Here is a 26,227-nt window from a genome sequence, read left to right on the forward strand (position 1 = left end):
ACAGGAAAGTGAATGTTAAGTCCCACGGTTGTGCGTCCCACGGTTGTTTTTCGTCCTACCGTTGTTATCGGGCTAGGAGGAACGGGTTATGAAGTCGTACTCAAACTTAAAAAGCGATTTATAGATATTTACGGTTCAGTTCCAGAAGTTATTCGTTTTATTTCTATTGATACTACTGAAAATATCCAAGAACGAGAAAAATCACCTGATGGAACTAAGGTTATCTTAGAACCTAATGAACTTTATGCAATTTCTGTCGCAAATCCCCTACCGTTAACACGTAACGACCACATCGCTGAATGGTGGCCTAGGGATATTTCCGCAGCCAGCCTAATCAGTGGCGCTGGACAGATTCGGGCCCGGGGACGGCTCGCCTTATTTGCGAAAGTCGGCGATATTGACGCTTTAATTGCTCAAGCCATCAATACTGTCCGCGAAATTCGCACTAGTAAACAAGCATTTTCAGAGAACTTTCAAGTTTCCAGCCGGGATGGTGTCGAAGTTTTTATTGTTGGCAGTTTGGCTGGTGGGACGGGCAGTGGCACATTCTTAGATACGGCTTTTTTAACACGAGAACATCTGAATAATTTTTCTAATATTACAGGCGTATTTGTTTTACCCAGAGTGTTTGCCAATATTCCCCAAACTCACTTGGTGAAGTCTAATGCCTATGGCGCTCTCAAGGAAATCGAACACTTTTGGGGATTGTCACCCTCTAATAGCATTGAGATTGATTATGGCACCAAAAAAATCAAAGCCGATCGCCCTCCCTTTGATGCTGTATTTTTGATTGACGGGGTTAATAAAAATGGAACTGTAGTCGGTCGTCCAGACGATTTGCAAAATTTAGTTGCAGATGGTTTGTATATCCAAATTGGTTCTCAAATCGGTTTAGACGCTGCTAACGTTGCTGATAATATTCGCGCTTATCTGGCAACTGGTGAAAAAGTTCGAGGACGCAATATCAATTATTGTAGTTTCGGCTTTGCTACCCTAACTCTGCCAGTACAGCAATATGAGCGGATGAAATTAGAAGATGCTCAAAGTTTGCTGAAGAATGAGTTGATGGCATCTACCGCAACAATCGATTTAGAAAGCGACATCACCCGTTTTTTGGAAGATTGCAAGTTAGCAGAAGCGACTACTCTCCTGAATGCGTTGACTGAAAGCGATCGCGGCGGACAGATGAAACCCGAATTTAGAATTGGCGAAATCCGTCAGGATCGCACAGCTTTACCGACAATCAAAGAACTCTATAAACGGCAGCTGGATCAATTTGAACAACGGACGGCTCAAGAACTGGGATTGAGTTTTTATCGCTTAGAGCAGACTGCATCTGCTGCGATCGCAACTTTCTGGGAACGCGGTCTTAACCGTCCCAATGGGCTAGCTTATGTTTTGGAATTTTTGAGCAAACTTTCCCAAAAATTAGACGAATTACAGCAAAGTGTGCAGCAAAAATCGCAAGAGGCGCAATCCAGTTTCAATGCTTTGAAATTAGAAGCTCAGGAAGAAAAAATTAAAGAAGCCGCAGAAACTTGGTTCCCAAATAAAAACACGATCCAAGCAGCTTGTCAGAGATACAAAGAACGGGCTGACCAAAAGTGGAAAACTTATTTACATTGGAAACGGTGTGATAAAGCGGCTGAACTCTATGGTGTACTACGGGCTAAGGTAGAGCAAATCCAAGAAAAGTGTCAGCGTTTACACAGCAACTTAGATAAAGTTTACCGAGATATAGAACAGAGTTATCACGAGGTCAATCGTCAAGGAAGTAACGATAATCCCTTTATTCACACCATTCAGCGCATCAATATCCAATCGAAACGTCCCAAAGTTACTGGCGAAGATTTTATCCGTTGGCATCGAGAACAGTCTCAAACTTTAACGAATTGGTCTGAGAAAAAAGCTGAAGATGTCAAGAACGAAATTCTGAAATTTGTAAATGAAGCTTACTATCCTCTCACCAGTATGACTGTTGAGCAGGTTTTAGCAGATAGCAATCCCGAAGATGCGGGGCAAGATTTGCAACAACTTGGCAAACTTGCAGTTCCTCTGTGGCAGTATGAAGTCTCGGAAATTCCCATTCAACAGCAGCACTTAATCACAGAATTTTATTACTACGGAGTAGAGAGCAACAACACAATTTTTAGCGATCCACCTCTTTCTAATCGCTTGCCTAAAGGAAATAATAATCCTTCTTTTGTACCGACAGGCGAACCCCATAAAGTGATGCTGTTTCGGGTGGAAGTCGGTGTTCCCTTATTTGCTTTCAACGGAATGAGGGAACTGGAGTCAGCTTACCTAGATCCGAATAAAGTCTTCAAGCACTTACATCGCAATTGGACAAACTTAGCTAATTTAATTCCTCCAGAAGATGATGGTGGGGCGTTGCGTTGGTTTGCATTAGCGCTAGCACCCGATCCTTATAAATTGGTTGTCAATCAGAGTAAAAAATATTTTGTTTCTACAGAACAAGCGAAAAGATTAGAGGGCGGAGTTTTGCCATTGGGAGGCGATCGCAAATCAGCATTTAAAGCTTTCAAAAGTAACTTGCCTTTAGTCAAGGAAATTGCTAACAAAGTTGAGCAGATTACCCACGAAGACCAAGACAAAGCCAAATCTACTTTGCAAAACTACATCAATCACCTCAATCAGGTTTTAAAGGGAGGCAAGGTTGATGCCCAGATTCAAGAACAGGTAGAAATGGAAATCCAGGAAATTGAAGCTTACCTGGAAGATTTAGATGTGATTATTTAGCCCTATAGTTTGCACTCTGAGAGTGTCCCCATGCCAAAACCAACTATTTTACTTGCACTCGATCCTTACAGTGCCGCTTTTTGTACAGCCATTAAACGGCAACTGCAAAAATTTCCAGCCGATCAAACCTGTTTAATCCAAACTTATAATTTAACTTGGGATGGTCAAACTTTTGGCTTTAGTGGCGAGTTAGATCAGTTTGCTGACACGAGTTTTGAGCTGGCTCAAACTCATAGTAAACAAGCTTATGTTTCCAAAATTCGTACCCAGTTCAGTGAAGCGACTGGCGAACTGCAAACTGCACTGATCGAATTATTGAAAACGGCTAGTCAATCCAAAGAAGCGATCGCAGCGAAACGTCAAGGAGTAGAAATCAGCAGCAGTCATCGAGTATATCTGATGCTTTCAGGCAGCAATCAATTTGCTAGGGGAATAGTTTTTGACATAGTACGCTTGATTCGTTGGCTATTTTCTAAGTACTTTACAGATATTCCTTACAGCTTAGAAGCTTTATTGCTATTACCAGGGTTATTTACCCAAGCCACAACTGCTGATTACGGTGCTGCTTATGCCTTCCTGAAAGAATTAGATTACAAAATGATCAGTGGCGTTGTAATTACAGGTGCCCAAAAAGTACCACCTTTTGATAACTGCTGGCTGATGGACGAGCGAATTGGGGGACTGAAGGATAATTTGCCTAGCTATGCTGATGCTTTGGCAGGTTTTCTCACCGTGGAACCGGAAACCAACGGCTTATTGCTTGGCGCACAAAAAGTGCGGGGAAAAATACCCGCTTATAGTTCATTTGGTTATGGAGAATTGTTTTTCGCAGGAGAAACAACTATTAACCGTTTGAGTGCTGGCTTTGCTGCCGATATTATCATCGAGCAGTTTTTACCGAAGGCAGAATTCACTCCCGAAGCAAGTCGCAAATGCCTATTAGATGCTAAAGGATTTGTTCTCAGCGAAGATTTCAGTAATGCTTTTCTGCAATTAGAACGAGACAACGGCAAACCAGTTTGGCAAGATTTTAATCCGCGTATTGACATCCATGCTGGCATGGCGCGGGAATATGGGATGGAATTGCAACGTGCTTATCGGCAGTTTGAAAATAAAGAGCTACTTTCTTATAAGCGCACGTTAGAAAAATGTTGTAAACAACTACAAGGAAACCTCACCAGCTTTTTAGATCGCAGCATAAATAGCTATATTGATGCTACACCTAGAGGCTTACATGAAGGAGTTAGGCTATTAAACATATTGACCTTTTTGTATTTGGAACTGCAAACGGATGCCATTGGCGATCAATCCCAAAATCTGGTTACAGAACTACGTGCGGCTGAAGCATTTCTCGACTCAAGATTGCAGGTAACAATTGATCGAGAAGAGACTCAAAAGCTGCTCAACCAAGTTCTATCCTTAAAATTGCGGCAACAACAATTACAAGATGGTTTAGCTGAAAGAAAATCTGAAGAACAACTGCAAGAGTTACAAATAACTCAGAAACAGCTAGAAATAGCAGTTGCTGACTATCGTCAAGCGTTAAATGCCGAAATCGAAAAAGCTCGACAAATTCGCTTTATGGCGATCACTCGCGCTCGTGAACAAGCTGAAGCTGCGCTCGTTGTAGCTCAGAACCACTTAACAGCCATTGAAAATCAACTCGAAAAAGCCACAGATAACTTAGATGAACTGCTAACGGAAGAAAACCGTTTTCGTTCACAGTATTTGATCGTTTATCCTACCTTGGTTACTGGTGCTTTATTAGCCTTGCTGGTTCTGACCGGAATTTTCAGTCAATCAACACTATGGCTATTTTTACAAAAATTTTGGGCTAACTTAGTTAGTTATCTGCTTTGGACTGCGGTATCAATTTTGACTTACTTAGGTATAGTTTGGCTCAAGTACAGCACTAATATTCGCGATCGCATTCAGAAGGTTCAGAAACAAATTAAACGGTTAGAAAGCACTATTAAAGCAACCGCCGTCGAATTACGTCGCAGCTATAACGAACAATTAAAGTTAGAGTACGATTTATACGCCCAAAATCTCCGTGTCGAGGCGTTAAATTATTTGATTAAAACAGCTAAACAAAGAACTGAAACCTTACGTCAAAGTCTGTCCGATTTCTCTGAGATATACAATAATTTGGTTGCTCAACGCGATCGAGCTACCACAAAGTTCTCCGAAACTCGGCTCACGGTTCTAACTGATGCGGATATTGATACTTATTACCAAAGTTTTCTTTCCACATTACCAACTGAAAAGTTTACTCAGGAACAGGTTAGCCGTTCTCAATCGTGGAAAATTTCTGCTGAAGAATTTCAGAATAAACTTATACCCTTTGCTCGCCAGCAGTTTGAGCAATTGGGTAATTTGTCTATTGGCGAAGTATTAAAGCAATCAGATTTAATTGCCGCCAATACAGCTAATTTGCGTTTGAATCAACTTTATGATAGCGCTAATTTGTTACTACGAATTCAAGATATTGACACTAACTTAAACCCAACTTCTCAACGGGAGATTACCCTCTGGGTAGGAGCAAAAGATAAAGAACAAATTTTTGCGTTTTACAGCCGATTTAGTCGTAGTTTAACCGCTTTGGTAGCTGAAGATGAGCAACGGTTGTGTATTTTGACTCGTTCCTTGGGCTTTCCGGCTTATTTTCTCAGCCAAATTGAGTATTATCGAGACTGCTATGAACGGACTCAGAGCGAACAAATCGATGAAGACGAAAACATTCCTGATTTAATCCCAGAAGAAATTGGTTCTGGTAGAGAGTTAAAACTAGCTTATCAAACTTTGCTGTTAGCGATCGCTCTTCGGCTACTATCCCAGAATTCTCAAGGTGATTATCAATTTAACGGTCGGTCACTTGGTAAAGACCGAGAACAAATTACTTTAGCTTTAGCAACTGAGTTCACCTTTCAGGAACTCTATGGAGACTTAGAAGAACGTATCGAAACATTTGAAGGTGATTTTATTTACCATAAATTACAGGAATTCGGAACATCTGCCTCATCTTTAAATCCATACGAACGTAAGCTTTTAGATCGTCTGCTTTCAGACTATAACCCTCTGAATTAGGCATTCAATCACCTTTTTTACTTCTCTGGAAATTGAATATAGACTTAATCCCAGCCCCTAAAGGACTTCTAGTTAAAAAATATCCCATCCCTGCGGGGCACTCCGCTAACGTAGAGGCGCAAGGTCTTATACCTCCAGTCAGATATTGAGTCAGAGATTCAATCAATGCATTCCCAGTTTCGGACTGGGAAGGAGAAAAGTCTTATCAAGCTAGGTTTTTAGGACTTGCGTGTACACCGTAGCTTTTTAAGGGGGACTAAGGAGAATCTTGGGATTGTGCATCTTAAGCAAACCGCATTGATACCAATCCGACTTCGACAATTGGTACAGGCGATCGTTGCTTGATTTTACAGTGACTTGCTTGCTCATCAAAGGATGCTCTGGCACCAACATCACTTATATGAACTTATATGAACTCCTCTCTACTGAATTTGTGAACTTTTCCCTACGGAATCCTTACGTAAATTCCAATTAAAAAACGCTCTTTTTTACTTTAGCTTTACAAGAAACTAGTGGATGCACGATTAGTATAAATATGTAACCAATTGAACGCGCACTGAGCTTAATAACTAAATTATTTACACGGTTATTACTTATATAAAACTGCGCTGATGGTAAATAAAAATTAGTCCTGAAATAGAAGATTTCTTCTACATAAGACAAACATGGCTTAAAAAGTTCTTAAGCTGACCATCCTGCTTGCCTATAACTTGTTCTTACTTATCAGTAAGGCAGTAGAAAAGCATGACAAATTTGCAATCTTAACATTCTAAATCAAAACAAAAAATTGTATGAAAAGCTACACCAAAATTGTAAAGCGTTTTTTTGCATTGGCTACTCCAGCGATCGCTACTTCGATATTGGCAACCTTACCAAGCCAAGCTGCTACCATTGCATATTCTGAGTCAAAATTCAACATCAACAACTTTAGTACTAGCCCTTCAGATGTTAGGACTTTGACTGATAATGTAACCACAGCAATTAGCACAGGTGGTCAAGTAACTGCTGATGCTAACGCTGAGGCTAAGTTTAATATCGATACAAACAACTCTGCCTCCAATTTGTCCTTCAGCCAAGCTCAAGGTCAGGGTGATGGCTATACAGGGTCGGCGGAAAGCTTTGCTGGGATTATCGGTTATGATTTCATAGTTGACAAAGAGTTTTCTTTTGATTTCAGTGGCTTATTTAACCTGAAAACATCCATTGATGATGCCGTGACTGAACGTGCAAATGCTCGTGGAGAGTTCTTATATCAGTTATACGACAGCGATACTGGTAATCTTTTAGACTATTTCAAGATTTCTGGAAATTTATCAACTATAGGTAACAATGATGCTTTTGTATTTGAACCGAGTAGTAACATAACTCTTGATTCAAATCAGACTACTATTGATAAATCTTTTGGCGGAACACAGGAATATGCTTTGACTAGCTTTAAGGGTAAATATTCCCGTACTTTCGATAAGTTAACTCGTTTAACCTTAATAGAATCTAAAAGTAATCAGGTGAGCGTCTATACTGTCCCAGAACCCTCAACAATTGTAGGTTCGCTGTTTACTTGCACTATGTTTGGTGCTGTCTCGATACGCAAGCGTAAAAGAGCTTCTTCGCTCGCGTTGTTGGTTAATAAGGATTGATTTAAGGTCTGTAAAACTTTCTTTTGTCACTGCTCATATAACAATACGGTTCAGTTAAGCCCAAAAACCTGATGTGAGACGCGATAATCGCGTCTTCAAAGACCAATAATTCTTAACTGAATCGTATTGGACTATATCCGAAAGCGCCCAGAATGCGATCGCTCTTAGTATTTGTTGAATTATATTTCTAGCTTAGAGCATGTTGGTCAACTCTAGTATCCTTCCCGGAAATTACCTCAACTGTGCGGAATCCCAGCACTGCCAAAAGATTATTTTCGGGAAGCTTGACGGGAGCAGGTTGATCGCCGTCACCGGGAGCGGGGAGGGGATAGGCAGTCGCCGCAGCAGTGTGGAAGCGAATATTGCCTTCGCTATGCTCAATCACTTGATGGATGTGCCCCGTTAACACTGTTACCGATGCAAAGCGAGATAGCAGTGAAAGCAACTTAGCCGAATCAGCAGTTGCCCATCCCCATTTGGGATAAAGATCGTATAGAGGAATATGACTGAAAACAACTAAAGGTGTATCCTGTTTTTGGTTTGCCAAATCTTTGGAGAGCAAGTCCAGTTGCGCCTCACCTAGTTTGCCCGTACCGGTTATCCCAAAGTCCAGCACATTGGTCAAGGAGACAAAGTGTATTCCCCCCCGATCCCAAACCTGTAAGCCTTCTTTGACATCTTTGCGGTTAAAAGCTTCCTCGTAGGCTTTGCCGCGATCGCCAATCGTATCGTGTTCCCCTGGTAGGGTAAATAGTGGGACTTTCAATTGAGAAAGCAGTTGTTTGGCCAGATCGAATTCTTCTGGTTTAGACAAATGGGAGATATCTCCGGTGTGAATGACAAAGGCTGGTGGAGTAGGTAAGGCATTAATCGCATCGATCGCTTTCTGAAGTGTATCGGTCACGTGTTCATTTGCAGGTTTTTTGAAACCGATGTGCGTATCGCTAATTTGAACGAAGGAAAACGGTGAAGCCGTGGATGATTTTTGAGCATTTGGTTCTCCCACCTGACAGGCAGTTAATAAGCCATTTCCACCAACAGCCCAGACAATACCGAGTCCTGTCCAGCCTACGTGTTCAATAAATTTTCTGCGTTGCATTGGTATTCCTCTGGTTAGTTTTTCTTATTTGTTACCGTCAGCGTCCCTTTCATAAAGGGATGAACTGAGCAAATATAGGGATAGGTTCCGGGTTTAGTGGCGGTGTAGTTCCAGGTTTGATTGGTATCCAGTGCTTTAGAGTTGAAAGTACCATCCGTAGCCGTAGCCGTGTGGGGTTCTTCATCGACATTGATAAATTGAACAGTTTTACCAACAGCTAGAGCCAAATTCGCTGGCTCAAATTTGAAATTACGAATTTTGACCGTAGTATCGGCAGTTTGTTGAGTAGTTTGGGGTTGCTCCTTGGGTTGAGCTTTCATCGCCATTGGTTGGTTAGTCGTTGCCTTATGGTTTGGACTACAGGATGACAACGACAACAGGATGGCCAAGAAGGCACTGGCGATCGCTATGAAAAAATAAGAAATGTATTTCATCAGCGTTCTTCCATCCGTTTTGGTTGATGGCGTTTAGCAAACAGTCCAGTCATGCTCACTCCGGTAGCCACTAAGCCAATTAGACCTAGCCCATTTAAAACTGGCACAATGGCATCGAGTTTGAAGATTTGCAAGGTGTGAACAGTAATTAAAAATCCAGCCAGTTCTTCTTGATGCAACCATGTGTCTGCGATGGCAACGAAGCAGCCAGTCAGAGCAGTAAAGAGTAATGGCAAACAAAAGAGTGTAGCAATTAGCCGATGGTACTTGCGAAATGTGTTTTTCATCATAATTAATTGAGTAACGCCAGTTTTTTAGTCTGCTGTAAATCCTTGCAATTGATTTTCAAGGTTATGGCGATAGCCTCGATCGCTTAGTGTTTGCTTAGGTAGTCGATTCGCTTTAACAGCAGCTTCAATAATGTCTTGAGCCGCGATCGTTCCAGAAGCGATCGCGTCAATGAGGACACCATTACTGGGAATGCCTTGGTCTTTTAAGTAGCCTTGATAGGCTAGATAAGCCAGATTAAAAGGCCCGATCTGGTTTGCCCTATGTTCATTTACTGCATAGGGATTGAGGCTGATTGGTGCGGTTTGGGACTGCGCCGCAGCAGGCAAAATGGCAGCGCACAGAAGCAGTGTTGTTAACATCGTAGAAATAGAGCGTCGCATAGAATTACCTCTGGGGTGGTTTTACTGACCTTCAATGCTTGGATGCAGCACAAACTTTCAGGCAAATTGGTTGAATCCAAACTGCCAAAGGTGCAAAATTATGACAACCTAAAGAAGGACTTTGCGGGTTGACGATATAAATTTCGTCGGGACATTGCAGTGCAATGCCGAGTTTTAAAAGCTGTAGGAGTAGGCAGGTAAGCAATTAGCATGATTTCAGAAATTTAGTTGCAACTTATGCCTGAAAAGAATGCTAATTAGGTTACTTACTTGTCTCTACCTTTAAGACGATTGGAAATTGATTTTGGATTTAAATTCTTCAAATGCCTTCGCTGGCAGATGTTCGCGGTTCGTTTGGTTTGGGGTGCGAGCTAATCTTAAGAAATCAAAACAAAATAACCCGCTTCTCCAAAATTTCGACGCTAGACTCATCCAATTAGCTTCATCAATCGTTTTAGAGATAAGAGTAGGTTTGCTCTATGCTCAAAAGAAGTTATGAAATCAGGATTGGCACTCACGCTGCAAGATACATTAGGCATTTTTGCAGAGAAATTAGCCTCGGTCTATTCACCTGAATCTATGGATCTAAGTTCTCGCGATCCCCATTCATCAGAACCTTCATCGAAGAGCGATGCTGCACTTTTGGATGACCTGAAGGCACATCTGCCAACGGCGTTAAGGTGTCTCTACCAGCGCTACGGCAGCGTGGTGTATGGAGTGGCGCTGAAAGTTTTGCAAAGCCAGCCGGAAGCCGAAGACCTAACCCAGGAAATTTTTCTGTCATTATGGCAGCGTCCGATTGACCCGGCTCACCACGATCGTTTGATGCGCTACCTGATTGTCATGACTCGATCGCGGGCGATCGACAAACTGCGATCGCGCAGTCGCACCCTTAATTTGGTGCAACGTTGGGGGCAGAACGTTACTGCTGCACCCCCCGCGCCTACTCCGGTTGAGCAGGCTGTTTTCAATGAGCGATCGCAGCAAGTGCGGCAGGCATTGACCCAGCTTTCAGATCGGCAACGACAGGTGATTGAACTGGCGTATGATGCCGGACTGAGCCAATCAGAAATTGCCCAACAACTGCATAAACCCCTGGGAAGCGTGAAAAGCTGGACTCGCCAGGGACTCCTGAAACTGAAGCAAATTTTACAACACTCCATTGACTAAGGTTATGACTGAACCCCTTACTCCTCAAGCAATCGAAACCTTGGCAGCAGGCTATGTTGTAGGCGACCTCGATCGCGCCGAACTAGAAGTTTTCGAGCAACTGCTGGCAGAAAATCCAGCATTAGTGGTAGAAGTGAAGCGGCTTCAGGCAACTTTAGACCAGGTTGTTTACAGCTTAAACAGCGTTGAACCGCCTCCTCATCTCCAATCTGCCATTCTGACTGCCGCTACCACGACTTTCCAATCCTCCCAGCCCAAACCATCTCGGCTTTTCTGGTACACCGTCATGGGTAGTGTCGCGGCACTCCTAATTCTATATTTAGGAATGGATAACTATCGCTTGCGACAGGATTTCCGTATGGCTAGTGATATCAATACCCTACTGCAACAGTCCCAGACACAACTTTTCTCTCTCAAGGCTGTGAATGTGTCGGATACCGCTACGGGTAGCTTTGTGGTGAATCTAGGACAAAGACAGGGGATTCTAGCCGTGCAAAATCTGCCAGCTCCCCCCACAGGAAAAGTATATCGACTTTGGGCGATCGCTGATGGCGAAAAAATTCCCTGTGGCACTCTGAAAATTAATCCCCAGGGAAAGGTGCTAGATAAATTCTGGATGCCTGCCGACTTTTATGACACAGGTATCTCTGGATTATTCGTGACTTTGGAATTGTCTGAAACTAGTCGTTATCCAACCGGAACTATCGTGATGCAGAGTAACTCATTGACCAATATCTAACCTCAGTAACTCATGCTCTATCCCTCAAAATCAAAAATCTGCGTCAAGGTCAAGCCATTCGCACCTATTGGTCTGGAGTGGTAATTAATCCCATAGGATTACCTAATCCAGCACTGATAATTGCAGAGGTAGGAGCAAGAGTTGGTTATTTACCAGAGCAATAGCTATTAATTTCATTGACTATTGAACTTTCTTCGCTACTACTCTTTTGCAGAGATACCAAAAAGCCCTTTGCTGCTGGTAGATTCTTTTTATCTATGGCTGTTGCTGCATTATTCAATTGCTTGCTGATGTTCTGATAAAGTGTGATAAAGCGTCCTTGAAAACCTTGCAATTTTTCATCTTTAATTTCCAGTGCTTTCATCTCTTTGGCAAGTGGATCTATCTTACCAGAAAGTTCAGTTAGAGCTTTGGAACCTTTTGCGGGATTGGGATTTTTAGCGAATTCCTGACCTAGAGTAGATCCCTGATTAGCAACTTTTATGATTTTGTTACATTGAGCAACTTTACTTTCGCCACAACCTGCAAATAATAAAGCGATCGCAGTAGTGACTGAAAGTATAAAACTTTGCTTAAATACGTGCTGCATAGATTCTATGATCTCCAACTATGTTTCGTGAAAGTTGGGCAATCGAAATGGAGGATGGCGAAAATACTTTTTCTAAAAAGAATCTTTATTTTTGTTTTTAACTCTCTTTCTGCCCTGTTACTTTATACTTCATTTTTTCGACAATGCGTATGTAATTACACGTAAATCAGCATAAATATGGGGAATTCCCCATTTAAGTAAATCGGTGCAATAAAACCAAACTGTGTCAACAAAAGTAAATCTGTCCATTTAAAATACGTCTGAGTACACACCTAAAATTTTGTTTAGCTCCCAGTAGAACAATAGTATCGCTCTCCTATTTTCCAAAGCTGGAGCGCAACTATTAGAAAGATAATGCCTGCGATTGGCGATACATAACAAAACCACAAAGGCACTAAAAAAGCATCTTCTTTTTCAAGTACTGCAAGCAAAGGAAAATAACTGACGCAAGCAAGCGGTATCAAGAAAGTAAAGAATCGCTGAAACCACTTGCTATAAATTGCAAGAGGATACTGAGCCGTTTCGACTCCTCCATAAGTGAGGATATTCATAATTTCGAGAGATTCAATAGTCCAGAAGGTGATGGTTGCTTGCATAATAACAATGCCAACAAAGAGCGCAACCCCACCAAGAAATGAAGTCCCTAAAAGCCATAAATTTTTAAAAGTTAAAGGGATGTGGAGAGATGAAAGTGACCACCACATTACAACAATTCCTTGAAAAAGTCTTCCGATTCGTTTTAAAGTAAACTCTTTACCTAACAGTTGAAGTGCTGTGGTGCGTGGACGAACAAGTAAACGGTCAAAGTCTCCACTTTTAATTATTGTTGTAAATGAGTCAAATCCTTTTCCAAGGGCATCAGCACAAGCGAAAGAAATATTAACTACTCCATAAAAGAGAGCAACTTCATTTAAAGTCCACGTACCAATACTATTAAAACGACTAAAAAGTGCCCAGACTCCAAAAAATTCAACAGCAGTTACTAAAAACTGCCCTATGACTTGCAGCCAGAAAGAAACTTTGTACTGCATTTGCGACTTGAAAGATACAGAAATATATCGAAGGTAAAGCAAAAAATCATTCATAGTCGCGTTGTAATTCTTATCTAAAATAAACTATTTAACCTATTTTAATGCTTAAAAAATTACTAATTACTAATTAAGAATTACGAATTATTGACTTATCCTCCCTGAATTACAAGCTTCCTGATGCCATATCTCACAAGAATACGCCCAAGGATAATAATGACAACTATCCAAAAAGCTTGATGCAGTAATATATAAAACAGGGAATTTGGTTGAAGGTTTCCAGTAAAAAGACGAAAAGGTTTGTCTATTAGTCCTGAAAAAGGAAGTGCATTTACAAAAGGCTTGCTCCACTCAGGGAAAAGTGGCAACGGAACAATCATGCCAGAGAAGATACTAACAAGAGTAGGTAGAATGCTATTAATTCCCTCGCCCGAAATTGTCCACATCATTGATACAGTCAAAAGCATAGTTAATGCAGATGAAAGTAAAATTGCGCCAATAAAAGAGATAAAAAAGGCAACAAAAGAAGCAAAGGAGGGTGGAAAAGAAAGCGACCATTCATCAAGCCCAAAAATGCGAAAAAGGAAAATTGTGACACCAAGAAGCGGAATGCTACGAAGTATCAGGGGCGTTGTGCGAAGTGCCAAAGCGCGAGTAAACCAAAAATTATAAAGGTCTGTGGGTCGAAGAAGATCGTATCCTACAGCACCAGTTCGGATGAGTTCTTGAATATCTCTATCACCTCCCCAAGGGACAATTGCCATCAAAAACGCCTGTCCCAGCCACACATATCCTACAGCTTGTTGAAAAGTCATAGGTTGAGCAGAGGTTGTATGAGTAAAGAATGCCTGTAAAACCATTACTTTTACCAACCCCCAGAAAAGCTGAGTTCCAATGCCAGCCAAAGCAGCAGCACGATATTGCAACAGCAGTGTAAATCTAGCAACAAACAGTGACCAATATGCTTTCATGGGACAATTCCTGCTGAAATTGCATAAAGTTCCGCAATTATCTCTTCAATAGGTGGATTTTCTACAAAAAGATCCTCTACTTCGTGTTGTGAGGTAACTTGGCTAATCAAAGATGCAGCAGAAAGCTTTGTGGGATCGAAGGCGAGAGTTACAGTGCGACCTTCTTTAGAGATAATACTGACTCCTTCTTCTTCAAAAAAGAAATCATCCTTTGCTAAGTCGATTCTTAAGTACCGACGCGAGGAAACTTGAGAACGCAATGCTGCTAAAGTTCCATCACAAAGGATTTCACCTCCACCAATAATAATTATGCGATCGCACAATGCCTCGATATCATCCATATCATGAGTAGTCAGGATAGTGGTTACTTGATGAGTTTTATTCAACGCTTTGATAAATTTTCTGACTGCAAGCTTGGAAACTGCATCAAGCCCAATAGTAGGTTCATCAAGAAAAAGAATTTCCGGTCTGTGAAGCATTGCGGCTGCAAAGTCACATCGCATCCTTTGACCAAGGCTTAACTGCCTCACCGGAGTAAAGAGAAAGCTTTCAAGACCAAGCAAATCAATCATTTCTTCACGTGTCTGACGATATTCTGATTGGGGAACGCGATAAATATCCCGCAGCAAATCGAAAGACTCAATCACTGGCAAATCCCACCAGAGTTGCGTTCTTTGACCAAACACTACACCGATGCGATTAACGTGCTTAATTCGATCTTTCCAAGGAGTTCGTCCGCCAATTAGGCATTTTCCACTAGAAGGTACGAGAATGCCGCTTAAAATTTTAATCGTAGTCGATTTACCAGCCCCATTTGGGCCAATGTATCCTACAAGTTCTCCCCGTTCCAGGGAAAACGAAACTCCTTTGAGGGCATAAACTTCTTTAGTTTTTCGCTGCACAAGTCCTCGTATTGAACCGAAAAGCCCAGAGGAACGTTCAGACACAAAGAAAGTCTTCCTGAGATTTTCGACCAGAATGTGAGACATATTTTGTTAGTCTGTTATTGCCAAGAAAGGCAGGGTACAGGGGGCAGGAGGCAGAAGGCAGGAGGCAGAAGGCAATAAAATGTAAAATGGGCTTGGCTGGATTAGGAATTGTCTTGGTAGTAGCTGGGGTGAGTAATGTCGGAGCGATCGCCAGAGTAATGAAAGATTTCGAGATATATCCGAGATATATCATTTAATAATAGTAAATTGCCAATGCAATCCCCATGCCAAGAATCATTCTAGAAGTATCAGAGGAATTATCTCAACAATTAGCACAAGTAGGCGATCGCTTACCGGAACTACTTGCATTGAGTCTCCAACAACCAGCTGTACCAGCACAAGTTTACCGATATATCTTAGATTTTTTGGCTAGCAACCCCACTCCCGAACAAATTGCTGAATTTAAACCTACTCCCGAAATGCAAGAACGATTGCGTACCTTGCTAACACGCAGTAACGCAGGTGAGCTCACACCCACGGAGTTGAAAGAACTAGATGAATATGAACGTATTGAACACTTAGTAGTGATGATTAAAGCAGGTAACTTCTAAATAACGACGAACGACTAGCCCAACGGCAAAGATTGCACTGAACTCTTCAGACCTGACGCAGGCATTCACTTACACAGCTAAAATGATTTCAAGGAAACTCTTCAGCAGAACCACGATGCTGAAAATTAGTTTGTAAGTACTGGTGCGATCGCAGGAGGCAAAAAATGGGCTTGGCTGGATTAAGAATTGTGTTGGTAGAACCAGCTGGGCCGATCAATATCGGCGCGATCGCCAGGGTAATGAAAAATTTCGGGCTATATAATTTAGTATTAGTGAACCCCCAATGCGATCCGCTATCGACGGAAGCTTTGATGATGGCTGTTCACGCTCAGGAAATTATAGAATCTGCGGAAATAGTGGCAACCTTACCAGAAGCATTGCATGGATGTGTACGGGCGATCGCTACTACTGGTCGCGTTCGTAGTTTAGAAACACCTTTAGAAAATCCTCGCACTGCACTACCCTGGTTACTGGAGGAACCAGAAAAACCCACAGCCCTGATTTTTGGCAGAGAAGACCGGGGATTAAGCAATGAAGAATTAAATTATGCACAGAGGTTTGTTGGCATTCCCACAAGTCAAGATTATGTCGCCCTCAATTTAGCTACTGCTGTAGCAATTTGTTGTTATGAATTGTCACAATCTGCCCAAAAACTTGACATTCAAACCTTACCTCAAACTGAACTCGCACCTTTGGATGTTGTGGAAGGATACTACCAGCAATTAGAATCACTATTACTGAAAATTGGTTATGTATATCCCCATACGGCAGCTAGTCGGATGGGAAAATTTCGCCAATTGTATAATCGCGCTCACTTGAAAACTGGGGAGGTGGCCATGCTGCGAGGAATTTTGCAGCAGGTAGAATGGGCCCTGAAAAACCAGAAGAATAGTGAAAACTTGTAATTATTCGTTTAATATATACGCAATCATCTCCCCAAAATAATTAATATGGCTTAAACTAAACACAAAAATGCTACTTAGTGGCAAAGTGGAATTTGAGTATTAATATTGCTTAAAAATTAAGTTTGGGGTCAAGAGTCTGCAAGAAAACAGTCAAGTGGGTCACAAGGAGTAACGGTGTCAGAATCAAGTGGCGAACTAACAGCTTTCTCGCGGCGTCAACCCTTAAATCGCCGCCCGCAGCCACAAAAAGTTCAAAAAGTGGTAAAGAAAAGAGTTAAAGCTAACAGTCAGCAGCAAACTACAAATGGACAAGAAGGGGCACTAACACGCCCAAAAAATCAAATCAGTCCTCCCCCAATTGGCGCTACACGTAGGGTAAAATCGGGGTTAGTTATGCCAACGGCAGTAAAACCAATACCTAGTGTTAAGGGAAAAATTCCTCCCTTTCGACCGGGTGCTGTGATGGTTAAAACAGTGCGGATGGAAAAGCCAAAAACAGGCAGACGCTCATCGCGAAAAACCCAGTTAAAGCCAATGGCCAAAACCGTATTGTATGTTTTGCGGTTATTGATTGTGGGTGTTGGGATGGGTGCAATTGTGGGCACTGTATTGTCAGTATTAGACCCAGCCAATCGCATCAGCACAAATTCGGCGTCGCAATCTAATAATAATGTTAGTAATGTGGCGCGATCGCAACCACAACCTACCCAAACTCCCCCAGCCGCAGCTTCGAGTCTCTACCTATCTCAAGAAATTACCTCTTTGAAAAATGCCGTGCAAAATTTGGCGGCCACCAACCCAAATCTTACACCGGGAATTTTCTTAGTAGATTTGGATACTGGTAATTATGTAGATATCAATGCCTCTACGAGTTTTCCGGCGGCTAGCACGATTAAAGTGCCGATTTTGATTGCCTTTTTCCAGGATGTAGACGCGGGGAAGATTCGCCTAGATGATATGCTGACCATGCAACAAGATATGGTCGCTGGCGGTTCAGGAAATCTGCAATACAAACCACCAGGAACTCAGTACGCCGCTTTGGAAGTAGTCACTAAAATGATTACAATCAGCGATAACACGGCGACAAATATGCTGATTGCCCGACTAGGAGGAATAGACGCTTTAAACCAGCGTTTCCGTAGCTGGGGATTGACAACCACAACAATTCGTAATCAACTCCCAGATTTGCAAGGGACAAACACTACTAGCCCCAAAGAACTAGGGAATTTGATGGCAATTGTGAGTCAAGGAAATTTAGTCAGTATGCCATCACGCGATCTCATGCTTGATATCTTGCGTCGCACCCAAAAAGACACTCTGCTACCAGCAGGTTTGGGAACAGGTGCAAGAGCATACCACAAAACGGGTGATATCGGTACAATGTTGGCAGATACAGGTTTAATTGTGGTTCCAACTGGCAAGCGCTACATAGCGTCTGTAATGGTACAACGTCCAGCAAACGATCCCCGCGCCGAAAAATTGATTAGCTCAATTTCTCGTGCAGCCTACCAAGAGTTTAGCCAGAATGTTGTCACACCAAACACCACTACAAACATACCCACAAATGGTTATCAGCCCCAGGTTGCGAATCCTGCTTTACCTAACGCTACAACAGGCACTGCGCCCATCAGCATTTATCAGCCTCCTGTTGCCACTCCTGTACCTAACGGCATGGGAAGTACAGTACCTACAAACGGTTATCAGCCCCAGGTTGCGAATCCTCAGTATTATCCTCAAAGATAATTTGTAATTCGTAATACTTTTCAAACAAATGAAACTATTAAGATTTGATGATATTATGATTAGGGTCTAAATTACCATTCAAATCTTAAGAGTTCCAATTCCTAATAGCTAGTTTTCAACATTAAACGCAATTTATTTTGAATATTTATAGTCAATTAAATTGTTCTAACAATGTCTCAACACTAGCATTACGATCCAAAAAAGAAAATAAATGCCAGTAGCGCAGTTTTCCTTCTTTATCTAATACAAACTGTGCTGGTAAAGGCGCTCCTAGTGCCTGCCCTGCTTGATATGTACGAAATACTCGACAACTAGGATCGCTCAAAAGTGGCATTTTTAAGCCTAAATCTTTGACAACTATTTGACTTTGCCTTTCATCGGTACTAGTAATCATTAAAACTTCTATACCGCGATTTTTGAATTGCTCGTAGTTTTTATTCAAGGCTTTGATGTGAGGAAAACAAAGAGGGCAATATTGCTTTTCGGTAAAAATGCGAGTAAAAGCAAGTAAAACTGGTTGTTTGCCTTTATAATCAGACAACTTTACTAAAGTTCCGTTGGTAATATCTGGCAATTGAAAGTCAGGTGTTCCCACTCCCAATCTAAGTTGATTACTAGCTGGAACTGGTAAAAAATTACGGAAGAATCGCTCATTTAATAAGCCACTAAAGTCAGTTGAAGTCAACATATTTTTAACCTTGGTTATTTAAATACTATTTTAGAAAAAACCACAGATATTTACGGAGGTTGACATTGTTTAATGTGTATCTCTGTTTATCTGTGGTTTTCATTGATTTTGCTTTCAACTCCAAAAAGCTGGATTAGAGTTTTTTAGCTAGCGAAATTTAGACAGCAGAGAAGTAGACTTTAGACTTCACTGGGTCAGGATTCATGGTCTTATCACCAGGTTGCCAACCAGCTGGGCAAACTTCGTCAGGGTGAGACTGAACATACTGAATTGCTTGTAATGTCCGCAGGGTTTCATCAACGCTACGACCAAAAGCTAGATTGTTAATCGTGGCGTGCTGTATAATACCATCTTTATCGATGATGAACAGACCACGCAAGGCAATGCCTGCTGCTGGGTCAAGAACGTTGTAAGCGGCGCTGATCTCTTTCTTGATGTCGGAGACTAGAGGATAATTCAGGTCGCCAACGCCACCAGACTTACGATCTGTTTGAATCCAAGCGAGGTGAGAAAATTCACTGTCAACCGAAGCCCCAAGGACTTCAGTATTGATTTTCTTGAATTCTTCGTAGCGATCGCTAAATGCTGTGATTTCAGTAGGACAAACAAAGGTAAAGTCTAGTGGGTAGAAAAACAGAACGACATACTTGCCGCGATAATCGGAAAGTTTGATTGTCTTAAATTCCTGGTCTACCACAGCCGTCGCTGTGAAATCGGGAGCTTGTTGACCAACGCGGAGGCTTCCTTCGGTTCCATAAGTAAGGGACATTAACCTAATTCTCCTTTATCGGTTTAGTAGCGTTGGAATTTGGGTCAAGTAAAATTTACCCATCCACGCTCTCACAGTTTAATTACGATCTGTTACGACTATATCATACTCATAACGATTTTGAGTAGCAAATGTCTGATTTAGATACAAGAGAATGGTTGCTTACCAACGGCTTAGGAAGTTTTGCCAGCGGTACAGTTTCTGATGTCCGCACGCGTACTTATCATGGTTGGCTGTTTGCCGCCACAAACCCACCTTCTGGAAGGACTCTGCTGTTTTCGCACCTAGAAGCTAGCTTGGAAATATTAGGGCGCGTTGTGGCACTGGGGACAAATGTTTGGGGTAACGGTCAGATTGAGCGAACAGGCTATGAACAGCTACGCTGTTTTGATATTAACCCAGTTCCTAAATGGACTTGGGGTCAAGATAACTGGCAATTAACCAGACAATTTGTGATGCCCTATGGTTTGGTGGGGAATGAAGGCTGGGGATTGGGGATTGGGGACAAGGGGACAAGGGGACAAGGGGACAAGGGAGCAGGGGAGCAGGGGGCAGGGGAGCAGGGGCAGGGAAGAATAATTTATAACCAATGCCCAGTCCCCAGTCCCCAGTCCCCAGTCCCCAGTCCCCAGTCCCCAGTCCCCAATCCCCAATTTTGCCATCGAATTTTAATCCAGTATCGCTATGAGGGAACTGAAACAGCGATTTTACGGTTGCGACTGTTGATAGCAGAACGTGACTTTCATCACCAGCAGATTGCTAGTCAAGAATTACAGTTTTCACAATTGCTAGGGGAACAGCAAGTCTGTTTACAAGCAATCAATTCTGGGCGCTTCGGCATACCTTGGCACTTGCGCTGGACACAAGGAAATTATCAACCAGATGCAGTTTGGTATTGGGATTATAGATTGTCTGAGGAGACAAAACGGGGATTAGGCGACAAAGAAGACCTCCACAGTCCTGGTTACTTGATAGTCACACTTCAACCAGGAGATACGGTAACTTTAGAAGCACGAGTAGGTTTTCCCGACTCAGTACCAGATGTTCTCACCGTCAAAACCTTCGCAGAAGCTGTGGAGGCAGAGCAAGAAAGGCTCTCACAGATTTTTGGATGGAGAGAGGGAGGTAGAGGGGCAGGGGAGCAGGGGGGTAGAGGGGCAGGGGAGCAGGGGGGCAGAGGGGCAAAGGAGCAGGGGAGAAGTTGCAGTAAGTTTTTCCCCTCTGCCCCTTTTCCCCTTGGCACCTCTGCCTCTTATGCCCAATTTCCAATCTGGCAACAACTACTCAAAGCAAGCGATCGCTTTATCGTCTATCGAGCCTCAATTGCAGGCCCTACGGTTATTGCTGGTTATCACTGGTTTAATGACTGGGGACGCGATACATTAATCGCTTTACCGGGGTTGGCATTAGTTCCACAGCGTTTTGACCTCGCAAAAGGAGTATTGCGAACTTTGGGGCATTATTGTCGCCACGGTTTGATTGCGAATGCATTTCCCGATCTCAATGGCGAACCAATTTATAACAGTATTGATGCGGCATTGTGGTGGATTGAAACTTTAGGACTTTATTTAGAAGCTACCCAAGACTGGGATTTTTTGGCAGAGCAATTCCCTGTAGTACAGCAAATCTATAAAGCGTTTGTCGGTGGTACACATTTCAATATCCAGGTGGATGCTACCGACGGACTAGTTAGTTGGGATGCTCGTGGTGTAGCTCTCACCTGGATGGATGTGGTAATTGGGACACACCCCGTCACACCCCGTTATGGGAAGCCAGTGGAAATCAATGCACTGTGGTATTCTGCTTTATGTTGGCTGAGTCAGTGGGCAGAGCGCTTGAGCCAAATGGAATATGGCTCACCAGTGCGTCTCACTAAGCAAGCACAGCGTTATGCTAACCAAGCACAACATATGAAAACCTCACTGCAAAAATTCTGGAATCCTCAGCTAGGTTATCTGTACGATACTATTGAACCAGACGATCGCCGGAATTTTCAAATTCGTCCCAATGCCGTTTTGGCACTGTCGTTACACCATTGTGGGTTTTCCGAACAGCAAGGGTGTCAGATATTAGATTTGGCAACTACCAGCTTGCTCACTCCTTATGGTCTTCGCAGTCTCGATCCAGGAGATCCAGAATATAAAGGAAAATATGAGGGCAATCAACAGCAACGCGATCGCGCTTATCATCAAGGCACTGTTTGGACTTGGCTAATTGGGCCGTATATTCGGGCTTGGCAACGTTTTTATCCACAACAATCGTTGCCTTTTGATTGGCAACCTTTGCTAGATCACTTTTTCTTTGATGCTTGTCTTGGTTCTATTTCTGAGATTTTTGATGGCGATTCACCTCACACACCCAGAGGAGCGATCGCTCAAGCTTGGTCAGTTGCTGAAGTAATCCGCTACATAAAATAGTTGTAGGATAGAGATGGTCTTGGATAATTATTCTTGATTAATATACATTCACAAATTAATATTGCTAGTTGGAACCTACAAAACCCTTACTATACAAGCTTTTTAGTAATTTATTTAATTGTTTAAAAGTGACTAGAGATTTTCGTTTATTTCACCAATTTAGGCCGCAAAACCAAAGATATTTATTTTCTCTTGTGAGAAAATATCCTATAAGAAAACTTCGTGGATGAGATGTAGTATTATTGAGAGTAGGAATGTAGTTAAGGCTTAATATACATACTCTAGAGGATGTATGATTAATAGCACAATTACTATTGATAACAGCTGAATTTACATTTCCTGATTATGAAAAACATCATATATTAAGGCTAAATAAGCCTAAAGAAGTATAGATATAAATCGAGAAATAAATTAATAAAATAAAGTACGAAAAATGAAGTTTACGTAGGGATTTTTGTAAATAAAGTGACTCAACCTAATAACAACACTAACCTCCAAGAGGCAACAGATTTAGGGGCTTCCATTGCTCTAGCTACTACTACAGATAAATGGCAAGTATTGTCGTACAAGGCTCCAATCCTACCTATACATGCGGCTCTACTTCGTACTGGTAAAATATTCTTTTTCTGTGGCTCAGGTAACGATCCCAATCGGTTAAATACTCCCTATGACAGTGTGGTCTGGGATATAAACAAGGGAACCTTTTCCCGTCAAGCGCCTCCATTGGATAGTAACAATCAACCGATGGATCTTTTTTGCGCTGGTCACTCCTTCCGGCCTGATGGTCAGTTATTAGTTGCAGGTGGAACTTTGCGCTATGACCCATTTTATGGTTCACCCTATGCTCTGATGTTCGATCCCATTGCTGAGAAATGGGTCAAGATATTATCAATGAATAATGGTCGCTGGTATCCTACTGTGTTAACACTAGGCAGCGGTCGAGTCTTAGCAGTGTCTGGGCCGGATAAAGATGGCAAGCTCAATAGACAACCAGAAATTTATTCTGCTTTCTTTCCAAATGGTTGGAACGCTTTTCCAACAACTAGTGCCTTACCAGCATACGCACATCTGTTTCTACTAAGTAGTGGTAAAATTTTTTATTCAGGTGCTCAGATGGGTGTTACTGGAGTGACACCAAGGATATTAACCCTGCCAGAGACATTTACACAATCCATTACAGAAAAAGTGGTGACAGGGCTGCAAGACATAGCTTTTGGCGATCAAGCTGCCAGTGTGCTTTTACCACCTGCACAAGATCAAAAGGTGATGATTCTTGGTGGAGGTAGTGGTAAGACAGCAACCAAGAGGGTAAATATTGTCGATTTAAAAGCTAGTAATCCAACTTACGTAGCAGCAAAGCCTTTAAACTATGCCAGGATGCATCACAGTGCAGTTTTGTTGCCCGATCGCACAGTGTTTGTTTGCAATGGTAGCAAAATGAATGAGGACACAACACAAGCAATGCTGCCAGCAGAAATCTACAATCCAGCGACAAATACCTGGACAGTAGTAGCTAAACAAACTGTTCCCCGCGTATATCACTCGGTAGCCTTGCTGCTACCAGATGGTAGGGTCGCAGCAGCTGGAGGGAACCCTCAACGGACGGTCAATGAACTGCGATTAGAAATCTACAGTCCTGCGTATATGTCGCGATCGCGTCCAGTTATTCGGAGCGCTCCTCAAACAGTGACCTACGGGCAGCAATTTACGATTCAGACACCCCAAGCTGCGAATATTAAATGGGTTAGTTTTATTAGACCAATGGCAACTACCCATTCTTGCGATACAGAACAAAGGTTAGTGGATGCACCCATTATTTCTAGAAACGCTACTTCTGTTAAGGTCACGGTCATAAACAATCGAAATATTGCACCACCGGGCTGGTACATGCTTTTTATTAGTGACAACAATGGAACACCCTCAGTAGCAACCTGGACGCAAATATATTAGCCTTATCTGTTTATGTTCGCACCGCTACCTAATAAAAATCATTAATTTTAGGAAGGAAAATATGAATTACAAGCTATCACGTCGACGGTTTGGACAGTTGGCACTTGCTGGAACTGTAGTATCTGGACTGAGTTATCTAACCAAGAAAGCCTTGGCAGAAACACCAAGTGTAAATATTGTCGGTATAGGTTCTAGCCCGATCGTTACTATTGACCAAACGGCTATTACAGAGGTAAACACCACTGAATTAGTAGAGAACACTGCCCTAAACAGTGTAAGCACAGATATTAAGCCTGTAGGACTAGTTTTGCAATCCTTAATGACAGGAAAGGCTCAGGTACTTACGGATAAAAGTACACCTCTATTAGAGCCTAATGAGATATTGAGTGGTTTTACCTCTTTAAGCGATGGCACACTTGTTGTAGCCATTACTCCGGTTGCGATTAGTCGGAGACAGGCGACATTTACTCGTATTACATTTTTGGGTACGCCTGTAAGAACTTTGATACTCTCAGGACTTAAACCAAATCAACAGCTTGGAAGCTTGCTAGGTACTAACGATGGGCGGCTCATTGGTTTAGTAGGTAAGAAGAACGGGACACCACCAATCAAATTGGTAGATATTGACCTTCAAACAGGAGAGATAAGTTTTATTAGTAAGGTTAAATTCCTGGAGGATGAGCGGATCAGCAATCTAGCTGAGTGTCCAGATGGAATACTTTATAGCTCTGTAGTTGGTGAGTATGGTGAGACAACTCTGGTACAGGTAGATCCAAATCAAAAAAAGCCTATCAGACTAGGACAATTGAAACTTAATGGTCAAGCATGGAATAATGGCTTACAAAGCTTAGTTTGCTCTGCAACAGGTCAACTCCTCGCCTTTGGAGCTATGAGATATGAGACTCCTAATGCTGTGTTTATTGTTGATAAGAACAGTGGAACTATGACTCGGCTACAAGACTTTGATAGTGCTCAGATTACACGTGCTCGTGCTTAGAAGAAATTGATGTCTGGTTTTGGGGGAAAGGGAAAGGGTTAAAAGGGAAAAAACCTTATATATCTTGCCTTCCACTCCTTTTCCCTTTAACCAAGCAGTATTGGGTACAGCTTATTATTAAGAATATTTTTGACTGATTTTCTAATTAGTTAACCCTGGAAATTCTGATTAATATAAAACAGCAGTAACTCCAACAAATTTATAATGATTTTGATAGATAGCTGATATCAGGAAAGGTTGCCGAAGTTCAAAACTTGCTCATTAGATTCTCCTTTGGAGTACAGCGATCGCCTTTTCGACAGCTAAGAATCTAATGAGAGAGTGGGTTAGCTACGCTAACCGGAGGTATCGCTAATTATTAATTAGGACGGAAATTTCTCTTGCGTTGTTTGTGTCTTGCGACTTCTTTGCGTTTGTGTTTTTCCAAAGGTGTTTCAAAGTGACGATTCTTTCTCATGTCTGGAAAAATGCCTGCTTTGGAGACTTCCCTCTTAAATCGACGTAAAGCTGACTCAATTCCTTCATTTTCGCCCACAAATACTTGGGTCATTTATCATCTCCTACTTAATTGGTACTGGGCAATAAAAGCCATCCAGTAGACCGGAGCGCAAAAAGGGCAGATAATGATTCTGCCCTTTAGACGTTAAAACTTAATTTTTGATCTTAAAGCTTAGTAGCGCGATCTATTGTATCCACCGCCACCGCCACCGCGACGATCGCCACCACCAAAAGAACCACCTCTATCTTCCTTTGGTTTCGCTTTATTCACTTTGAGATCGCGTCCCATCCATTCAGCTCCATCAAGAGCATCAATGGCAGCTGTTTCTTCTGCTTCTGTGCCCATCTCTACAAAGGCAAAGCCGCGTGGCCGTCCTGTTTCACGGTCAGTAGGTAACTGAACCCGTTTTACAGTACCGTGTTCGGCAAAAACAGAATTGAGGTCTTCTTGTGTGACCTCGTAGGATAGATTACCTACATAAATTGACATGCATTATCTCCAAAATCATAGGTGTGTAGAGATTTAGATTTCGGA

23 protein-coding genes are annotated in these 26,227 nt (G+C 42.2%); 11 read left to right on the plus strand and 12 right to left on the minus strand.

Annotated elements, in window-relative coordinates; all coding sequences use genetic code 11:
* The first annotated feature begins 12 nt into the window (after positions 1–12).
* The 3 genes from RMZ42_RS17385 (at position 13) to RMZ42_RS17395 (ending at position 7,484) form a co-directional block, all read left to right on the plus strand.
* Entirely contained in the window at positions 13–2,760 is a 2,748-nt protein-coding gene (locus tag RMZ42_RS17385; protein WP_322672553.1) for a tubulin-like doman-containing protein, read from the plus strand.
* A gap of 30 nt (positions 2,761–2,790) precedes the next feature.
* On the plus strand, positions 2,791–5,847 hold the full coding sequence (locus RMZ42_RS17390; protein ID WP_322672554.1) for a hypothetical protein: 3,057 nt from the start codon (positions 2,791–2,793) through the stop codon (positions 5,845–5,847).
* Positions 5,848–6,638: 791 nt separating this feature from the next.
* A complete protein-coding gene (locus RMZ42_RS17395) occupies positions 6,639–7,484 on the plus strand; it encodes a PEP-CTERM sorting domain-containing protein (RefSeq protein ID WP_322672555.1) in 846 nt (281 codons plus the stop codon).
* 187 nt (positions 7,485–7,671) lie between these two features.
* Here RMZ42_RS17395 and RMZ42_RS17400 read toward each other — a convergent pair whose 3' ends face one another.
* From RMZ42_RS17400 to RMZ42_RS17415, 4 genes are read right to left on the minus strand one after another with little or no spacing between them, the layout of a single operon-like run.
* Positions 7,672–8,583: a metallophosphoesterase family protein gene (locus RMZ42_RS17400; RefSeq protein WP_322672556.1), complete on the minus strand. Its 912-nt coding sequence runs from the start codon at positions 8,581–8,583 to the stop codon at positions 7,672–7,674.
* 14 nt (positions 8,584–8,597) lie between these two features.
* Entirely contained in the window at positions 8,598–9,017 is a 420-nt protein-coding gene (locus RMZ42_RS17405) for a cupredoxin family copper-binding protein (RefSeq protein ID WP_322672557.1), read from the minus strand.
* The gene (locus tag RMZ42_RS17410; protein WP_322672558.1) at positions 9,017–9,307 is read right to left on the minus strand and encodes a peptidase; all 291 of its coding nucleotides are present in this window, start codon (positions 9,305–9,307) and stop codon (positions 9,017–9,019) included. The genes RMZ42_RS17405 and RMZ42_RS17410 overlap by 1 nt, the downstream gene beginning before the upstream one ends.
* A 24-nt stretch (positions 9,308–9,331) precedes the next feature.
* Entirely contained in the window at positions 9,332–9,688 is a 357-nt protein-coding gene (locus RMZ42_RS17415; protein WP_322672559.1) for a hypothetical protein, read from the minus strand.
* 495 nt (positions 9,689–10,183) lie between these two features.
* Here RMZ42_RS17415 and RMZ42_RS17420 point away from each other — a divergent pair, with 495 nt between their 5' ends.
* Positions 10,184–10,858, plus strand: a complete 675-nt coding sequence (locus tag RMZ42_RS17420; RefSeq protein WP_322672560.1) for a sigma-70 family RNA polymerase sigma factor — start codon at positions 10,184–10,186, stop codon at positions 10,856–10,858.
* Positions 10,859–10,862: 4 nt separating this feature from the next.
* A complete protein-coding gene (locus RMZ42_RS17425; RefSeq protein ID WP_322672561.1) occupies positions 10,863–11,597 on the plus strand; it encodes an anti-sigma factor in 735 nt (244 codons plus the stop codon).
* Positions 11,598–11,742: 145 nt separating this feature from the next.
* Here RMZ42_RS17425 and RMZ42_RS17430 read toward each other — a convergent pair whose 3' ends face one another.
* The 4 genes from RMZ42_RS17430 to RMZ42_RS17445 form a co-directional block, all read right to left on the minus strand.
* Positions 11,743–12,186, minus strand: a complete 444-nt coding sequence (locus RMZ42_RS17430) for a hypothetical protein (RefSeq protein ID WP_322672562.1) — start codon at positions 12,184–12,186, stop codon at positions 11,743–11,745.
* Positions 12,187–12,470: 284 nt separating this feature from the next.
* Complete coding sequence (locus RMZ42_RS17435; RefSeq protein ID WP_322672563.1) at positions 12,471–13,217, minus strand: ABC transporter permease; 747 nt, start codon at positions 13,215–13,217, stop codon at positions 12,471–12,473.
* A 149-nt stretch (positions 13,218–13,366) separates the two neighbouring features.
* Positions 13,367–14,185 (minus strand): ABC transporter permease, encoded by an 819-nt coding sequence (locus RMZ42_RS17440; RefSeq protein WP_322672564.1) that lies wholly within the window; start codon positions 14,183–14,185, stop codon positions 13,367–13,369.
* Complete coding sequence (locus RMZ42_RS17445; protein WP_322672565.1) at positions 14,182–15,174, minus strand: ABC transporter ATP-binding protein; 993 nt, start codon at positions 15,172–15,174, stop codon at positions 14,182–14,184. The genes RMZ42_RS17440 and RMZ42_RS17445 overlap by 4 nt, the downstream gene beginning before the upstream one ends.
* A gap of 224 nt (positions 15,175–15,398) precedes the next feature.
* On the opposite strand from RMZ42_RS17445, the gene RMZ42_RS17450 reads away from it, so the two are divergent.
* From RMZ42_RS17450 to RMZ42_RS17460, 3 genes are all read left to right on the plus strand, one after another.
* Entirely contained in the window at positions 15,399–15,725 is a 327-nt protein-coding gene (locus tag RMZ42_RS17450) for a hypothetical protein (protein WP_322672566.1), read from the plus strand.
* 164 nt (positions 15,726–15,889) lie between these two features.
* On the plus strand, positions 15,890–16,630 hold the full coding sequence (locus RMZ42_RS17455) for an RNA methyltransferase (RefSeq protein WP_322672567.1): 741 nt from the start codon (positions 15,890–15,892) through the stop codon (positions 16,628–16,630).
* A gap of 174 nt (positions 16,631–16,804) precedes the next feature.
* Positions 16,805–18,373 (plus strand): serine hydrolase, encoded by a 1,569-nt coding sequence (locus tag RMZ42_RS17460; RefSeq protein ID WP_322672568.1) that lies wholly within the window; start codon positions 16,805–16,807, stop codon positions 18,371–18,373.
* A gap of 151 nt (positions 18,374–18,524) precedes the next feature.
* Here the strand turns inward: RMZ42_RS17460 and RMZ42_RS17465 are convergent, their stop codons facing one another.
* Both RMZ42_RS17465 and RMZ42_RS17470 read right to left on the minus strand, forming a co-directional pair.
* The gene (locus RMZ42_RS17465; RefSeq protein WP_322672569.1) at positions 18,525–19,061 is read right to left on the minus strand and encodes a peroxiredoxin; all 537 of its coding nucleotides are present in this window, start codon (positions 19,059–19,061) and stop codon (positions 18,525–18,527) included.
* A gap of 157 nt (positions 19,062–19,218) precedes the next feature.
* The gene (locus RMZ42_RS17470; protein WP_069068387.1) at positions 19,219–19,830 is read right to left on the minus strand and encodes a peroxiredoxin; all 612 of its coding nucleotides are present in this window, start codon (positions 19,828–19,830) and stop codon (positions 19,219–19,221) included.
* Between the two features lie 131 nt (positions 19,831–19,961).
* On the opposite strand from RMZ42_RS17470, the gene RMZ42_RS17475 reads away from it, so the two are divergent.
* From RMZ42_RS17475 to RMZ42_RS17485, 3 genes are all read left to right on the plus strand, one after another.
* On the plus strand, positions 19,962–22,247 hold the full coding sequence (locus RMZ42_RS17475; protein WP_322672570.1) for an amylo-alpha-1,6-glucosidase: 2,286 nt from the start codon (positions 19,962–19,964) through the stop codon (positions 22,245–22,247).
* Positions 22,248–22,712: 465 nt separating this feature from the next.
* Entirely contained in the window at positions 22,713–24,197 is a 1,485-nt protein-coding gene (locus tag RMZ42_RS17480) for a galactose oxidase-like domain-containing protein (protein WP_322672571.1), read from the plus strand.
* 61 nt (positions 24,198–24,258) lie between these two features.
* A complete protein-coding gene (locus RMZ42_RS17485) occupies positions 24,259–25,194 on the plus strand; it encodes a hypothetical protein (protein WP_322672572.1) in 936 nt (311 codons plus the stop codon).
* Between the two features lie 358 nt (positions 25,195–25,552).
* Here RMZ42_RS17485 and rpsU read toward each other — a convergent pair whose 3' ends face one another.
* Both rpsU and RMZ42_RS17495 read right to left on the minus strand, forming a co-directional pair.
* Complete coding sequence (gene rpsU / locus RMZ42_RS17490) at positions 25,553–25,744, minus strand: 30S ribosomal protein S21 (RefSeq protein ID WP_322672573.1); 192 nt, start codon at positions 25,742–25,744, stop codon at positions 25,553–25,555.
* 120 nt (positions 25,745–25,864) lie between these two features.
* Positions 25,865–26,182 carry an RNA-binding protein gene (locus RMZ42_RS17495; protein ID WP_322672574.1) on the minus strand — a complete coding sequence of 106 codons (318 nt, stop codon included), beginning with the start codon at positions 26,180–26,182 and terminating at the stop codon, positions 25,865–25,867.
* Positions 26,183–26,227: the final 45 nt, after the last annotated feature.

Source organism: Nostoc sp. DedQUE05, assembly GCF_034530955.1.
GTDB lineage: Bacteria > Cyanobacteriota > Cyanobacteriia > Cyanobacteriales > Nostocaceae > Nostoc.

Coding starts and splice junctions, on each gene's coding strand:
- RMZ42_RS17400 (WP_322672556.1), bottom strand. CDS start 8,583: ATGCAACGCAGAAAATTTATTGAACACGTAGGCTGGACAGGACTCGGT.
- RMZ42_RS17445 (WP_322672565.1), bottom strand. CDS start 15,174: ATGTCTCACATTCTGGTCGAAAATCTCAGGAAGACTTTCTTTGTGTCT.
- RMZ42_RS17450 (WP_322672566.1), top strand. CDS start 15,399: ATGCCAAGAATCATTCTAGAAGTATCAGAGGAATTATCTCAACAATTA.
- RMZ42_RS17440 (WP_322672564.1), bottom strand. CDS start 14,185: ATGAAAGCATATTGGTCACTGTTTGTTGCTAGATTTACACTGCTGTTG.
- RMZ42_RS17390 (WP_322672554.1), top strand. CDS start 2,791: ATGCCAAAACCAACTATTTTACTTGCACTCGATCCTTACAGTGCCGCT.
- RMZ42_RS17485 (WP_322672572.1), top strand. CDS start 24,259: ATGAATTACAAGCTATCACGTCGACGGTTTGGACAGTTGGCACTTGCT.
- RMZ42_RS17410 (WP_322672558.1), bottom strand. CDS start 9,307: ATGATGAAAAACACATTTCGCAAGTACCATCGGCTAATTGCTACACTC.
- RMZ42_RS17495 (WP_322672574.1), bottom strand. CDS start 26,182: ATGTCAATTTATGTAGGTAATCTATCCTACGAGGTCACACAAGAAGAC.
- RMZ42_RS17420 (WP_322672560.1), top strand. CDS start 10,184: ATGAAATCAGGATTGGCACTCACGCTGCAAGATACATTAGGCATTTTT.
- rpsU (WP_322672573.1), bottom strand. CDS start 25,744: ATGACCCAAGTATTTGTGGGCGAAAATGAAGGAATTGAGTCAGCTTTA.
- RMZ42_RS17395 (WP_322672555.1), top strand. CDS start 6,639: ATGAAAAGCTACACCAAAATTGTAAAGCGTTTTTTTGCATTGGCTACT.
- RMZ42_RS17455 (WP_322672567.1), top strand. CDS start 15,890: ATGGGCTTGGCTGGATTAAGAATTGTGTTGGTAGAACCAGCTGGGCCG.
- RMZ42_RS17385 (WP_322672553.1), top strand. CDS start 13: ATGTTAAGTCCCACGGTTGTGCGTCCCACGGTTGTTTTTCGTCCTACC.
- RMZ42_RS17405 (WP_322672557.1), bottom strand. CDS start 9,017: ATGAAATACATTTCTTATTTTTTCATAGCGATCGCCAGTGCCTTCTTG.
- RMZ42_RS17435 (WP_322672563.1), bottom strand. CDS start 13,217: ATGCAGTACAAAGTTTCTTTCTGGCTGCAAGTCATAGGGCAGTTTTTA.
- RMZ42_RS17430 (WP_322672562.1), bottom strand. CDS start 12,186: ATGCAGCACGTATTTAAGCAAAGTTTTATACTTTCAGTCACTACTGCG.
- RMZ42_RS17415 (WP_322672559.1), bottom strand. CDS start 9,688: ATGCGACGCTCTATTTCTACGATGTTAACAACACTGCTTCTGTGCGCT.
- RMZ42_RS17465 (WP_322672569.1), bottom strand. CDS start 19,061: ATGTTGACTTCAACTGACTTTAGTGGCTTATTAAATGAGCGATTCTTC.
- RMZ42_RS17470 (WP_069068387.1), bottom strand. CDS start 19,830: ATGTCCCTTACTTATGGAACCGAAGGAAGCCTCCGCGTTGGTCAACAA.
- RMZ42_RS17425 (WP_322672561.1), top strand. CDS start 10,863: ATGACTGAACCCCTTACTCCTCAAGCAATCGAAACCTTGGCAGCAGGC.
- RMZ42_RS17475 (WP_322672570.1), top strand. CDS start 19,962: ATGTCTGATTTAGATACAAGAGAATGGTTGCTTACCAACGGCTTAGGA.